Source organism: Janthinobacterium sp. GW456P (assembly GCF_002127655.1).
Lineage (GTDB): Bacteria > Pseudomonadota > Gammaproteobacteria > Burkholderiales > Burkholderiaceae_D > Janthinobacterium.
In genome coordinates, this window is the sequence record NZ_NEHB01000013.1 from 234148 (window position 1) to 248396 (window position 14249).

The window sequence follows — 14249 nt, forward strand, 5'->3', positions numbered from 1 at the left end:
GCCCCAAGAGAACATTATGAAACGCCTTATCCCCCGGACTTTGCTGACGCCGGCCGTGCTTGCCGTCTCCGTCATTTCCGTAATCCCGCTGCTGATCACCCTGTATTACGCGTTCGTGCGCTATTCCATGCTCGATCCGAGCGGCCATCCTTTCCATGGCCTGGCCAATTTCCACTTTTTCTTTACCGATGCCTCGTTCCTGCCGGCCTTGCAGAACACGTTCACCCTGCTGTTTTCCGTCATGCTGGTCACGGTGGTGCTGGGCACGGCGCTGGGCTTGCTGATCAATGAAGCGTTCCCGGGGCGCGCCGTCGTGCGCGTGCTGCTGATTTCGCCGTTTCTCGTCATGCCGGCCGTCAATGCCCTGATGTGGAAGAACATGCTGCTCAATCCGATCTACGGCCTGTTCGCGCAAATCAGCCTCTTCTTTGGCGCCACGCCCGTCGACTGGCTGTCGGCCCATCCGCTGTTTTCCATCATCATGATGGTCTCGTGGCAATGGCTGCCGTTTGCCTGCCTGATCTTCATGACGGCCCTGCAATCGATGGACCGCGAACAGCTGGAAGCGGCGCGCATGGATGGCGCCACCTATCTGCAGCAACTGCGCTACCTCTACATTCCCCACCTGGGCCGCGCCGTCTCGGTGGTGCTGATGATCGAGATGATCTTTTTGCTGTCGATCTTTGCGGAAATCTTTACCACCACGGGCGGCGGTCCCGGCTTCGACACGACCACCATCACCTTCATGATCTATCAGCAGGCACTGCTGTCGTATGACGTGGGAGCGGCCTCGGCCGGCGCCCTGTTCGCCGTGCTCATCGCCAACATCGCCGCCTTCTTCCTGATGCGCGTCATCGGCAAGAATCTGTCGAAATAAGGAGACCTTGATGCATAGCAAGTTCAATCTGTATGGCCGCACGGCCGCCGCCTGGCTGTGCGCGCTGCTGCTGTTCTTCCCCATCTTCTGGCTGGGCCTGATGGCCTTCAAGACGGAAGGGCAAGCCATCGCCACGCCGCCGCTGCTGTTCTTCACGCCGACCCTGGACAGCTTCCGCGAGGTGCTGGCGCGTGACAATTACTTCGGCTACGCGTGGAACTCGCTGTTTACCAGCGCGGTGTCGACGGCCATCGGCCTCTTGATCGCCATCCCGGCCGCGTATTCGATGGCCTTCTTTCCCACGGGCGGCACCATCGGCTTGCTGAAATTTATGCTCAGCTCGCGCTACATGCCGGGCGTGGGCGCGCTGATGCCCATCTATATCTGCTACCAGTATTTCGGCCTGCTCGATACGCGCATCGGCCTGACCATCATGTTCATGCTGATGAATCTGCCCATCATGATCTGGCTGCTGTACACGAGCATGAAGGAGCTGCCGCGCGAGATCCTGGAAGCGTCGCGCATGGATGGCGCCACCGTGTGGGACGAATTCCGTCACGTCGTGCTGCCCCTGTCCGTGGGCGGCATCGCTTCCACGGCCCTCGTGTGCATGGTGTGGTCGTGGAATGAATCGTTCTGGTCGCTGAACCTGGGCGCCTCCAACGCGGGCACCCTGGCCTGGCTGATCGCCTCGTATTCGAGCCCGGAAGGACTCTTCTGGGCCAAATTGTCGGCCGCTTCCCTGATGGCCATCGCGCCCATCATGGCGCTGGGCTGGTTCTGCCAAAAACAATTGGTCCAGGGGATGACCTTCGGCGCCGTTAAGTAAACACTATTGGATAACATCATGGCTTACCTTCAACTGAGCAATATCGAGAAATTCTTTGGCGAGCACCGCGCCATCAAGGGCATCGACCTGGAGATCCGGCAAGGCGAGTTCGTCGTCTTCGTCGGGCCGTCCGGCTGCGGCAAATCCACCCTGCTGCGCCTGATCGCTGGCCTGGAACCGATCGACGGCGGCACGCTGTCGCTCGACGGGCGCGACATCACGGCCCTGCCATCGTCCAAGCGCGACCTGGCGATGGTGTTCCAGTCGTATGCGCTGTACCCGCACATGACGGTCTTCCAGAACATGTCGTTCGCGCTGAAGCTGGCCGGCGTCGATCCTGCCATCATCCGCGAAAAGGTCGACAAGGCGGCCGCCATCCTCGACCTTGGGCGCTACCTGGAACGCACGCCGAAGGAACTGTCGGGCGGCCAGCGCCAGCGGGTGGCCATCGGCCGCGCCATCGTGCGCGACCCGAAAGTGTTTTTGTTCGACGAACCGCTGTCGAACCTCGATGCGGCCCTGCGCGTGCAGACGCGCATCGAGATCGCCAAGCTGCACCGCGAACTGGGCGCCACCACCATCTATGTCACGCATGACCAGGTGGAAGCGATGACCCTGGCCGACCGGGTGGTGGTGCTGCGCGACGGGCAGATCGAGCAGCACGGCTCGCCCCTGGAATTGTATGACCGTCCCGCCAACCGCTTTGTCGCGCAATTCATCGGCACGCCCAGCATGAACGTGGTGCCGTTTGATGCGGCGCCGCAGCTGCTGGCGCAGGCGGGCAGCGCGGCGCAGGCCGATGGCTTTGTCGGCATCCGCCCCGAACACGTGCACCTGGGCGCGGCGCAGCCGGGCAGCGTGCCCGTCACCGTCGACCTGGTGGAGTCACTGGGCGTGGAAACACTGACCTATGTGCGATTGCCGAACAATGTGCAGGTGGTGTCGCGCGGCGCACAGCGCAGCAGCCTGCAACCGGGCCAGCAGACGCACCTGACGTTCGAGCCGGGCTTCGTTCATTATTTCGACCGTGCCGGCAAGACTTACGCGGCGGCGAAAGGAGCGCTGTAATGGACGCCATCGCATTGAAGCAATCGAACCTGGCCAGGATGGCAGGGAACGTCGCCGTGCCCGCGTATGCGCGCGAGACGCTGATGCCCGGCATCGTGCATATCGGCGTGGGCGGTTTTTTTCGCGCCCACCAGGCGGTCTACCTCGACGATTTGCTGGCCTTGCCCGGCAACGCGGAATGGGGCTATTGCGGCGTGGGCCTGCTCGCGCATGACGCGGCCATGCGCGACGCCATGCGCTCGCAGGACGGTTTATATACGGTGGTCGAGCGCAGCGCGGCGGGCGACTCGGCGCGCATCATCGGCTGCATCGGCGACTACCTGTATGCGCCCGACGAGCCGCAGGCCGTGCTGGAAAAGCTGGCCGACCCCGGCACGCGCATCGTCGCGCTGACCATCACGGAAGGCGGCTATTACGTCAACCAGGGCACGGGCGAGTTCGATGCGGGCCACCCCGACATCGTGCACGAACTGGCGCACCCGGAGGCGCCGCGCTGCTCGTTCGGCTACCTGGCCGCCGCGCTGGCCCTGCGCCGCCAGCGGGGACTGGCGCCCTTTACCATCATGTCCTGCGATAACCTGCAAAACAATGGCGACGTGACGCGCAAGATGCTGCTGGCCTTTGTCGCCTTGCGCGACGCAGAACTGGCGCGCTGGCTGGCCACGCATGGCAGTTTCCCCAACAGCATGGTCGACCGCATCACGCCGGCCACCACCGATGAACACCGGGCGCTCGTGCGCGACTGCTTCGGCATCGTCGACGCCTGGCCCGTCGTATGCGAGCCATTCCGCCAGTGGGTCATCGAAGACGAGTTCCCGCTGGGCCGTCCGGCCTGGGAACTGGTGGGCGCGCAGATGACGCACGATGTGCTGCCGTATGAAAAGATGAAGCTGCGCTTGTTGAATGCCAGTCACCAGGCCCTGTGCTACATCGGCATGCAGCTCGGTTACACGTTTGCGCATGAAGCGATGGGTGACCCTGGCATCCGCGCGCTCGTGCGGCGCATGATGGATGACGAGGTCACGCCTTTGCTCGATAGCGTGGAAGGCATCGATCTGGAACGGTACAAGGCCACCCTGATCGAGCGCTTTTCGAATCCGGCCGTGCGTGACCAGCTGGCGCGCATCGGCACGGAAGGCTCGGCGCGCATCCCGAAATTCGTGCTGCCGTCCGTGCGCGAAGCGCTGGCCCGTGGCGGCGCCATCAAGCTGCTGGCGTTTACCGTGGCGTGCTGGTTCCGTTACCTGGAAGGCCACGACGAAGCGGGGCACGCCATGCCTTTGAGCGACCCGTACGCGGCGCGCCTGCGCGCGCTGGCGCTGCAGGGAAAGGCGGATGCCGCGGCGCTGCTGTCCTTGCGCGAGCTGTTCGGCGACTTGAGCGATACACCCGCGTTCACGCAGGCGGTGGGGCAGGCGCTGGCCAGCCTGTATGGGCTGGGCGCGCGCGCGGCGCTGGACCAGATCGTCGCCTGAGGGGGAAGGCGCGCCATGCCACGCAAGGCCGATGCATCGTTGCCGCAGATGGAGCTGGAACAGCAGCGCGACGCCACGCCCGGCTTCGAGCCGAAAGGCAGTTTCGGCTTCATCCGCTACCTGGAGCACGGCTTTCCGAATGCGCTGGTGCGCTGGCATTACCATGACGAGTACGAACTGCACCTGATCGTCGAGAGCAGTGGCAAGGTCTTTGTCGGCGACTACATCGGCCAGTTCGCGCCCGGCCACCTGGTGCTGACGGGGCCGCGCGTGCCGCACAACTGGGTCTCGCTCGACACGCCGGCAGAGGGCGTGGCCCTGCGCGACATGGTGATCCAGTTTTCGCACGCGCCGCTGGCCTCGATGGCGGCCGCCATTCCCGAATTGAAGGGCATCTTCCCGCTGCTGCAGCGCGCCCTGCACGGCGTGGAATTCTTTGGCGCCAGCGAACAGGCGCTGCGGCGCTTCCGGCGCATCCGCGACACGAGCGGCCTGCCGCGCTTCATCGAATTTCTCACCTTGCTGGGCGAACTGGTGCAGACCAGCGACTACCAGCTGCTGTCGACGGTGCCGATGCAGTCGAGCGACGACGACGCGGCGCTGGCGCGCATCAGTTCGGCCATCAACTTCATCGTGCACAATTACAGCAGCCAGTTCTCGCTGAAGCAGCTGGCCGAGCAGGTGGACATGCCCGAGCGGACCTTTTCGCGCTTCTTTCGCAGCGCCACCGGCAACAGCTTCACGGACTTCGTCAACCGCCTGCGCATCAACAAGGCGTGCCAGCTGCTGATGGAGACGGAGCGCTATGTGAGCAACATCTGCTACGAGGCGGGTTTTAACAATGTGGCCAATTTCAACCGGCGCTTCCTGGAATTGAAGGGCATGACGCCGAAGGAGTTTCGCCAGCAGGCGCTGGGCCGTTTTGGCGAGTGAAGCTTTTTGAGGTACATTCGATGGCACGGGCGGGGACAGCCTGAGAGAGACAAGCATGGAACACCTATGGCACAAGGACAGCGAGCGCAAGGCGCCCGAGCTGGAACGCGAAAGCTACGACGGCATCATCAATTACCTGGAACATGGCTATCCCAGCTCGCGCGTGCGCTGGCACTGCCATGAAGAGTACGAGCTGCACCTGATCGTCGCCACCAGCGGGCGCCTGTTCGTGGGTGACTATATCGGCGAATTTTCGCCCGGCCACCTGGTGCTGACGGGCCCGCGCCTGCCGCACAACTGGATTTCCAACGTGATGCCGGAAGGCGGCGTGGCCCTGCGCGACATGATCGTGCAGTTCGCCCATGCGCCGCTGGCGGGCGCCGCGCGCGTGATTCCCGAATTGCGCGAGCTGCTGCCGCTGCTTGAGCGCTCCAGCTATGGCGTGGAGTTTTTCGGCATGGGCCACGAGGCCGAGCGCCACCTGGCGCGCATCCGCGCCACGCATGGGGCCGAGCGCTTCGCCGAATTCGTGCAATTAATGAGCAAGCTGGCGCGCACGGCTCACTACCGCCTGCTGTCGAGCGCTTCCCTGCGTTCCTACGACGATGACGCCACGCTGGCCAAGGTCAATTCCGTCCTCAACTACATTACGGACAACTACCGCGAGCCGATTTCGGCGGAAATGTTGGCCGAGCAGGTGGGCATGTCGCTGAGTAAATTCTCGCGCTTCTTCCGCAAGGCGACGGGCAACAGCTTCACGGACTTCGTCAGCCGGCTGCGCATCAACAAGGCTTGCCAGCTGTTGATGGACACCGACCAGTACGTGTCGAACGTCTGCTACGATGTGGGTTTCCAGAACGTGGCCAACTTCAACCGCCGCTTCCTGCAGGTCAAGGGTGTCACGCCCAAGGAGTTCCGGCGCCAGGCCGATGGCCGCTTCGGCGGTATCGGCGGGCCTGTTGCGGATACGCCACCACCATGATGCCTGTCATGGGCTTGTCACTTTGAAGCGTTATTCTGCACGGCTAAATCCACCCACCTTAGCCGAGGAATGCATGAACACTGCTGTAACGTCCACCCCGAAACTGACCCTGCTGGCCATCGCCGCCGGCCTGGCCCTGGCCGCCTGCGGCGGCAGCGACAATACGCCGGCGGAGCCTTCCAAGCCCGTGGCGCAGACGGGTGTGTTCCTCGACGGCGCGGTGGAAGGACTCGATTATGTGGCTGGCAGCGCGGCCAAGGCCAGCACCAATGCCAAGGGTGAATTCATTTGCAACCCGGGCGAGACGGTGGCCTTCAGCGTGGGTGGCCTGGCCCTCGGTTCGGCACCATGCGGCGCCGTCGTCACGCCGCTGGCGCTGGCCGCCAGCACGAACGTGGCGGACGACAAGGTCGTCAACCGCCTGCTGGCGCTGCAACTGCTCGACGACGACAGCGATCCGTCGAACGGCATCAAGCTGACGGCCGAAGTGAAGGCCGCGCTGGCCGGCAAGACCCTGGACTTTGCCACCGCCCCGGCCGTCTTCAACACGGCCCTGGCCGCGCATCTGGCGACGGTGGGCGCGAAGTTCGCCGGCCGCACGGTCGATGCCGAGCGCCGTGCCCTCGTGCGCGAGCATTTTGAAGACACCCTGGCCTCGAAAGCGGGTGCGCCGGTCAACGAGGCACTGACGCAAGCCAATCCTGTCGGCGAAGTGAAAGTGACGGTGACGCGCTACCAGATACAGGCGGCCGACAAATTCTACGTGCCGTACGAAGGCGCCAACGCCAAGATCAAGGGCGAATTCCCGAACGGCTTCCTGCCGTCGTACGGCTCGGGCCTAGCCTACAAGGGCAAGAATGCTGCCGGCGAGCTGGAATTCTATGGTTTGACGGACCGCGGCCCGAATGGCGACGGCCCGCTGGTGCCCGATCCATCGGGCAAGGGCACCATCGGCAGCAAGATCTTCCCGTCGCCCAGCTTTACCCCTTCGTTCGGCGTGATCACCGTGGGCAAGAACGGCGCCGTGCTGGGTTCGTCGACGCCGATCAAGGTGTCGGCCACCGTCAACAGCTCGGGCTTGCCCGTGCCCGTGGGCGCGGTCGGCAATTCGGCCGAGATTCCCGTCATGGATGCGATGAAGTTCGACGCGACCGGCAAGGCCGTCTTCAACGCGGGCGGCCTCGATTCGGAAGCCATCGTCGTCGATGCCAAGCGCAATGCGCTGTGGGTGTCGGACGAATACGGCCCCTTCATCGTCAAGATCGATGCGGCCACCGGCATCATCCAGGCCAAGTACGAGCCGGGCAAGGGCTTGCCGGCGCTGTTCGCCAAGCGCCGCGCGAACCGCGGCATGGAAGGCATGACCCTCGACACGAGCAACGACAAGCTGTATGCCTTCCTGCAAAGCCCCCTGTCCGACGGCACGGCACCTTACTCGGTGACGAAGAAGAATGAACAGGTCGAGCGCTTCGCCCGCTTCACGCGCTGGATCGAATTCGACCCGGTGACGGGCACCAGTGGCAAGATGTATGCGTATCCGCTCAATGCGGCCGACTATCAGGATGGCCGCACGGGCAACGCCAAGCTGGGCGACATGGTGGCGTTGGGCGGCGGCAAGTTCCTCGTCATCGAGCAGGGCGCCGCGCCGTCGGGCAAGGTGTTCAATAAACTGATGCTGGTCGAATTGAAGGGCGCCACGGACATCGCGGCCGCCGCTTTCAACGCGACGACGTCCGACCTGGAGAAAAGCAGCATGGGCGGCGCGGCCGTCAATGGCGCCGACTGGACCGCCGTCACGCCGCTGAAGAAAACCCTGCTGCTGGACTTGAACGCCATCGGCTGGGCGGCGGAAAAGGCGGAAGGCCTGACCCTGATCGACGACTCCACCATCGCGCTGGCCAATGACAATGACTTCGGCCTGAAAACCAAGGTCTTCGACGCGAATGGCGTGGAAGTGGCGGACGCCGACGTGACCAAGTGCGCGGTCGACGCGAACGGCACCATCGTCACGAGCAGTGTGGCCGGCTGCAACGCGGCCAACACCATTCGCGTGGCGCGCGGCGACGACCGCGAGCGCCCAAGCCGCTTGTGGATCGTGAAGTTTGCCAAGGCGCTCAATACGTATTGATGTGCTGCGGTGTCGGATTACGCGCCGCTGCGCGGCGCTAATCCGACCTACGTAAACATGAAAAAGCCGCGCGGTGCAAAGATGCACCGCGCGGCTTTTTTAACCACCAGCCTTTGCGCTGGGGGTTATTTCTTTGTGTACGTATTCAACCAGTCCAGTACCGTGTGATGCCACAGCAGCGAATTCGCCGGCTTCAGCACCCAGTGGTTTTCGTCCGGGAAAACCAGCAGCTTGCTCGGGATGCCGCGGCGCTGCAGCGCCGTGAAGGTGCCCAGGCCTTGCGCCGTGGGGATGCGGAAGTCCAGGTCGCCCTGCACCACCAGCATCGGCGTCTTCCAGTTCTTCACGAAGTTGACGGGGTTGAACTGCTCGTACTTGGCTGGCGCGTCGTAATAGGTGCCGCCATTTTCCCATTCGGTGAACCACAGTTCTTCCGTTGCATAGGCCATGCCGCGGTTGTCGAACACGCCGTCGTGGTTGACCAGGCACTTGAAGCCGTCCGGCCAGTTACCGGCGATCCAGTTCATCATGTAGCCGCCGTACGACGCACCCAGCGCGCAGCTGCGCTCGCGGTCCAGCCACGGGAATTTTTTGGTGGCCGCTTCCAGGCCTTTCTGCAGGTCGATCAGCGGCTTGCCGCCCCAGTCGCCGCTGATGGCATCCGTGAACTTCTGGCCATAGCCGGTGGAACCGTGGAAGTCGATGAAGACGGTGGCGTAGCCGGCACCCGCATACACTTGCGGATTCCAGCGGTAGCTCCAGCTGTTGCCGAAGCTGCCTTGCGGGCCGCCGTGCACCAAAAAGGCGATCGGATATTTTTCGCCGGCCTTCGCATTCCATGGCTTCATCACGTGGCCATAGACGGTTTCGCCATCCGCGCCGGCGAACGAGAACTGCTCATACTCGCCGAAGCGCACGTTGGCCAGCGCTTGCGCGTTCTGCTTGGTCAGCTGCACCATCGGTGCAGATTCGGACTTGGCATCGAGTTTGCGCGTGTACAGTTGCGCGCCCGAGGCCAGGTTCGCTTGCGCCAGCACGATGGTATTGCCGCGCACGTCGAACTCGCCCACGGCGCCCTTGCCCGTCAGCGCGTTGACCTTGCCGCTGGCCGCGTCGATGTGGAACAGGCGGTGCTGGCCCACGTCATCGGCGGCGACGAGGAAGGCCTTGCCATCCGGCGTCCAGCGGAAATCGGCGACGGAACGGTCCCAGTCGTCGGCCACGGTGCGTTTTTTGCCCGTGACGACATCCATCAGCACCAGATGAAAACGGTCCGCTTCGAAGCCCGGCCTGGTCATGGCGACCCAGGCGAGGGTGCGGCCATCGGGCGACCAGGTGGCTTTCGCATCCCAGGCCGGATTGTCGGCCGTGAGGTTGCGCGGCGCCTGGCCGCCCGTTGCCGGTATCGTGTAGACGTCGAAGTTGGTCGACCACGATTCCGTGCGGCCGGCCACGCGCACGGAAAAGGCCACCGTTTTGCCGTCCGGGCTGAAGTGGTATTCGCTGTTGTCGCCGAACGGTTTTGAGGGCGCGTCGCCGTCGAGGGTGCCGCTCAGGCTGACGGGTGCGGCGCTGACCTTGCCGGTCGCGTCGATCGGCGCCGAGTACAGCGCGTTGCGGCGGCCATCGGCCCAGGTATCCCAGTGGCGCACGAACATCTGGTCGTAGACCATGCCGCTGGCCTTGTTCTTCGCCTTTTCATCGAGGCGTTTTTTCGTGCAGGCGAGGTCCGCGCAATCGAGGAAGACGCCCATGCTGAAGGCCAGGCGGTCGCCCTGCGGCGAGAGGCGGTAGGTATCGACGTCCAGCGCCAGGTCGGTGACCTTGGACGCTTCGCCGCCGTTCAGGGGCAGCTGCCACACTTGCGAGGAGCCGGAACGGCTTGAGAGGAAGTAGATGGCGTCGCCGTTCGGCGACCATTGCGGGTCGCTGGCGCTGGCGCCAGCTTCACTGCGCGTAAGCTGGCGTGGCGCCGCATTCGGCGCGCGCAGGTCGATCATCCACAGCTGCGTGTTGCCGCGGTTTTTCTCCAGGTTGGTGGTGCGCACCGTGTAGACGACGCGCGTGGCGTCAGGCGACAGCACGGGGCTGCCGACTCTTTCCATGGCCACCATGTCTTCCACGGTGAAACCGCGCGGCGCGGCCGGCGCCGATTCCGCAGCAACGGCGGTGGTGGCCATGGCGGCACTGAATGCTCCCAAGAGCAGCAGACGTAAACTCATTCAAACTCCCGATTCTGATGACGACGTTATCGATATGGTATTGACGTGGCCGGCTGTACCGCCGGCAGCCCGACATCATAGCAATAAAGACGCGTCCGCTGCCGAAGTTGACCGCCGGTTAGCCGGCCGGCACTGCCAGTTGGTCGAGCGCCACGTGGCCCAGGAAACCGCCCCGGCTGGCGGCCGGCAAGCCAGCCTCGATGGTGTGGGCGAAGCGGATGCCGGGGTCCTGTTCCAGCGCCGCCAGCACGCGCGCCACCTGCGGATAGTCGCTGAGCCGCGCCAGCTGCAGCGGCTCGGCCCAGCGCGCCGTGGCGGCCAGGTAGGCGTCGGCAATCGTCGGCGCGGTATCGGAAGCGAGCCAGGCGCGGCCATCGAGCAGGCGCTCCAGATGCGCCAGGCTTTTGTGCACCTTCTCGCTGGCCATTTCGCGCCAGACGGCCACGCGCGCATCGCCTTCTGCCGCGCGCGACGCCTGGAAGGCGGGCATGAAGGCCGCGTGGAACGTCGTATGCAGGAACGACAGCACGCTGTTCAGGCGGTCGTATTGCGGCGTGCCCTGCGCAAAACCCAGGCCGCTGTCCGGTGCGCGCGCGGCCAGGTGCAGCAGGATCGCCATGCTTTCCAGCAGCGGCGTGCCCGCGGGCGTGAGCAGGGCCGGCGTCTGGCCCAGGGGATTGATGGCGAGAAAAGCCGGATGCTGCTTGCTGGCCGGGTCGCGCGCTTCGACGCGGGCCAGGCGATACGGCAAGCCGCTCCATTCGAGGGCGGCGATGGCGGCAAACGAGCAGCCGAACGGCACGCTGTAGATCAGGGTGGTTTCCATGCTGGAGCTCCATTCAGGTGAGGGAAGGGCAGTCTAATCGCGATGGTTACTATTTGGAAGAAGGCAGAATAATGTGGTATAGGTACATTTTTTATACCAGATGGAAATCGCCATGAAAGACAATGTCTCCGGCTGCGCCGTGGAAGAAGCCATGCGCTTGCTGGGCGGGCGCTGGAGGATCGTGCTGCTCAGCTATCTGATGGCCGGGCCGAAGCGCTTCAGCGAAATCCGCCGCGCCGTGCCGAATATCTCGCAGCGCATGCTGACCCTGGACTTGCGCGCGCTGGAAGAGGCGGGCTTGCTGACGCGCACGATTTACGCGGAAGTGCCCGTCAAGGTGGAATACCGGCTGACGGACGAGGGTTTGCGCTTGCGCGAGCTGGTCGAGATGCTGCGCGCCGTCGGCCTGCGTCTGCGCGGGCAGGCCGACGGCGGCGGCGCTTTTCTCGCGCCCGCCGGCGAGGATCATGCTCAATAGAAACAGCTGTCTTTATGCAAAGTGCTAGACTGCCCGCCTTTAAACACTACTTTTCGACACCCATGCGCCTGACTTCCATCGCCCTGACCGCCGCCGCCCTGTTCGCCGCCTTGCCGGCCCAGGCGTCCACCATGCCGACACTCGAACAAATCCGCAGCGCCGTGCAGGCGGGCGTGGCCAAGACCCAGGCGAAGATGCAGTCGAGCATGCCGTTCGCCATCAAGGTGACCAGCTTGCAGGGTTGCCAGCAGTCGCAGGAAGTGCCGGGCGAAGTGGTGTGCCTGGTGGGCATGAGCGCCGGCATGCGCGACGCTTTCAATGTGTTGCCCTTGCGGGATGAAGGCGGTACCTGGGTCGGCGTCGAGCGCAAGGATGCCAAGTTCGCCGGACCGTCGCCGGCCGAGGCGCAAGCGATGATACGCGCCTGGGCCAAGGAAGAAGTGGCGCGCAATCCGGAAGCGGCCAAGGACGTGCAGATGCAGGAAGCGCAGAGCACCATGCAGGTCACGGCCATCAACGAGTGCGAGGTCAAGCGCAAGACCGGTTATCTGGTGTGCGACACGCAATTGAGCGTGCCCAGCCGTCCTGACGGCATCAAGACGGAACTGACCTTCATGCTGGAAAGCGCCGGCTGGCGCTACGTGCCGCGCTAAGCTGCCGGCCCCACGCCGCTGGCCCAGCGGCCTGACATTCCTTTCTCCATAGCGCCGGCCCCACTTCGGGGCGTCTGGCGCTCATGCACTCTTTCCTGCACGTCCAGCCTGCCTGGCGGCCCATGCGGCCGCCGGCAGGCATATCGCATCCCACATCGGCACCAGACATACAGTTCAGCGTAGGCAATATGGCTGAATTGATATATTTGTTGAATCAATATTTTAAAAAAATCAAAATGATAGAATTTGTGATTATTGTCGATTATGTTGTGATTTGGCCATATAAAACAATATATTCGTTTTAATCGTTATTTTTGGCGTATGATATTGATAATGCGCAAGTAAATACCGCGATCTGAATGTCTGGAGAACCGCCGTGCTGAAAAAAATAACGAGTAGCGAACTGATGCTGGGAATGTATGTAGAACGTCTGGGCCGCTCCTGGCTCGACACCCCTTTCTGGACGCGTTCTTTTTTGCTGGAGTCGCCGGCTGACCTCGAGCGTATCCGCTCGGCACGCCTGTGCGAAGTGTGGATCGACACGACGCGCGGGCAGGCGCCGCAAGTCGCGCCGCCCGCCGCGCCGCCTGCTCCCGCAGTACCGCCTGCCGCCGCAGCCACTCCCGCAGCGACTAACGCAGCCGGGCCCGCAAGCAAAACCGGCGTCGCCGCCGATGCGGGCCCGCCCCGCTCGCGCGACGAGGAGCTGGCGCACGCCCGGCGCTTGCTGGAGCGCTCGCGCCAGGCCGTGCAGACGATGTTCGACGAGGTGCGCATGGGCAAGGCCCTGTCTGCGGCGCAAGCCTATGAACTGGTCGACGATATTGCCGCCTCGGTACTGCGCGGCGGCAATGTCCTGCTGGGCCTGGCGCGCCTGAAATCCGCCGACAATTACACGTATATGCACTCGGTGGCCGTATGCGCGCTGATGACGGCGCTGGCCAGGGAACTGGGTCTGGCGCCCGAGCAGGTGCGCTCGGCCGGCCTGGCGGGTTTGCTGCACGATATCGGCAAGATGGCCGTGCCGTCCGCCATCCTCAACAAGCCGGGCAGCCTGAGCGAAGCGGAGTTTTCCTCCGTGCGCGCGCATCCGGCCGCCGGCCACCGCATGCTGCAGGAAGTGGGCGAGATCGACCCGGTGGCGCTCGACGTGTGCCTGCACCACCATGAAAAACTCGATGGCAGCGGCTACCCCAAGGGGCTGCGCGGCGAGGAAATCAGCCTGTTTGCGCGCATGGGCGCCATCTGCGACGTGTACGACGCGATCACCTCGAACCGGCCGTACAAGCAGGGCTGGTGCCCGGCCGATTCGCTGCGCCGCATGGCAGGCTGGCGCGGCGGGCACCTGGACGCGCAACTGTTTGCCGCCTTCGTCAAATGTCTGGGCATCTATCCGCTGGGCACCCTGGTGCGGCTGCAGTCGGAGCGCCTGGCCGTGGTGGTGGGACAGGCGCCGGGCAAGCCGCTGACCCAGCCCACCGTGCGCGTGTTTTTTTCCATCCGCGCCGGCACCTGCATCGTCCCGACTCTGCTCGACCTGGCCGCGCCGGGCTGCCAGGAGCGCATCGTTTCCACGGAAAGCGCAGCCCAGTGGCGCCTGCAGGACATCGACCGTTACTGGGCCGGCGAACCTGCCGTGGCATGACGGCCGGCAGGGCCGTAATAAAGTACATTTTGTTAATAATAAAATATTAAAATAATGGTGCCAGTGCCGTGCCCGCTTTGCTGGCTGGCGACCGTTTCTTGTCCGCAAACCCGTCACCGTACGGGCTACTTTT

At 63.9% G+C, this 14249-nt stretch carries 12 protein-coding genes; 10 read left to right on the forward strand and 2 right to left on the reverse strand.

What is annotated here, in order from left to right; genetic code table 11:
* Positions 1 to 16 precede the first annotated feature (16 nt).
* The 7 genes from CBW66_RS14520 to CBW66_RS14550 all read left to right on the forward strand — a co-directional run bounded on the left by CBW66_RS14520 (position 17) and on the right by CBW66_RS14550 (position 8292).
* Positions 17 to 877: a carbohydrate ABC transporter permease gene (locus CBW66_RS14520; RefSeq protein WP_086138902.1), complete on the forward strand. Its 861-nt coding sequence runs from the start codon at positions 17 to 19 to the stop codon at positions 875 to 877.
* A gap of 10 nt (positions 878 to 887) precedes the next feature.
* Entirely contained in the window at positions 888 to 1706 is an 819-nt protein-coding gene (locus tag CBW66_RS14525) for a carbohydrate ABC transporter permease (RefSeq protein WP_086138901.1), read from the forward strand.
* 18 nt (positions 1707 to 1724) lie between these two features.
* The gene (locus CBW66_RS14530) at positions 1725 to 2774 is read left to right on the forward strand and encodes an ABC transporter ATP-binding protein (RefSeq protein WP_086138900.1); all 1050 of its coding nucleotides are present in this window, start codon (positions 1725 to 1727) and stop codon (positions 2772 to 2774) included.
* Entirely contained in the window at positions 2774 to 4249 is a 1476-nt protein-coding gene (locus CBW66_RS14535; RefSeq protein WP_086138899.1) for a mannitol dehydrogenase family protein, read from the forward strand. Before CBW66_RS14530 ends, CBW66_RS14535 begins: the two co-directional genes overlap by 1 nt.
* 15 nt (positions 4250 to 4264) lie before the next feature.
* The gene (locus CBW66_RS14540) at positions 4265 to 5182 is read left to right on the forward strand and encodes an AraC family transcriptional regulator (RefSeq protein ID WP_086138898.1); all 918 of its coding nucleotides are present in this window, start codon (positions 4265 to 4267) and stop codon (positions 5180 to 5182) included.
* Positions 5183 to 5237: 55 nt separating this feature from the next.
* Positions 5238 to 6164 carry an AraC family transcriptional regulator gene (locus CBW66_RS14545; protein WP_086138897.1) on the forward strand — a complete coding sequence of 309 codons (927 nt, stop codon included), beginning with the start codon at positions 5238 to 5240 and terminating at the stop codon, positions 6162 to 6164.
* 73 nt (positions 6165 to 6237) lie between these two features.
* A complete protein-coding gene (locus CBW66_RS14550) occupies positions 6238 to 8292 on the forward strand; it encodes an esterase-like activity of phytase family protein (protein WP_086138896.1) in 2055 nt (684 codons plus the stop codon).
* A 125-nt stretch (positions 8293 to 8417) separates the two neighbouring features.
* On the opposite strand, the gene CBW66_RS14555 is transcribed toward CBW66_RS14550, so the two are convergent.
* Positions 8418 to 10514: a S9 family peptidase gene (locus CBW66_RS14555; protein ID WP_230492197.1), complete on the reverse strand. Its 2097-nt coding sequence runs from the start codon at positions 10512 to 10514 to the stop codon at positions 8418 to 8420.
* Between the two features lie 118 nt (positions 10515 to 10632).
* On the reverse strand, positions 10633 to 11340 hold the full coding sequence (locus CBW66_RS14560; RefSeq protein ID WP_086138894.1) for a glutathione S-transferase family protein: 708 nt from the start codon (positions 11338 to 11340) through the stop codon (positions 10633 to 10635).
* Positions 11341 to 11452: 112 nt separating this feature from the next.
* Here CBW66_RS14560 and CBW66_RS14565 point away from each other — a divergent pair, with 112 nt between their 5' ends.
* From CBW66_RS14565 to CBW66_RS14575, 3 genes are all read left to right on the forward strand, one after another.
* Complete coding sequence (locus CBW66_RS14565; RefSeq protein WP_086138911.1) at positions 11453 to 11818, forward strand: helix-turn-helix domain-containing protein; 366 nt, start codon at positions 11453 to 11455, stop codon at positions 11816 to 11818.
* A gap of 62 nt (positions 11819 to 11880) precedes the next feature.
* Complete coding sequence (locus CBW66_RS14570; protein WP_086138893.1) at positions 11881 to 12471, forward strand: hypothetical protein; 591 nt, start codon at positions 11881 to 11883, stop codon at positions 12469 to 12471.
* Positions 12472 to 12847: 376 nt separating this feature from the next.
* The gene (locus CBW66_RS14575; protein WP_086138892.1) at positions 12848 to 14116 is read left to right on the forward strand and encodes an HD-GYP domain-containing protein; all 1269 of its coding nucleotides are present in this window, start codon (positions 12848 to 12850) and stop codon (positions 14114 to 14116) included.
* Positions 14117 to 14249 lie beyond the last annotated feature (133 nt).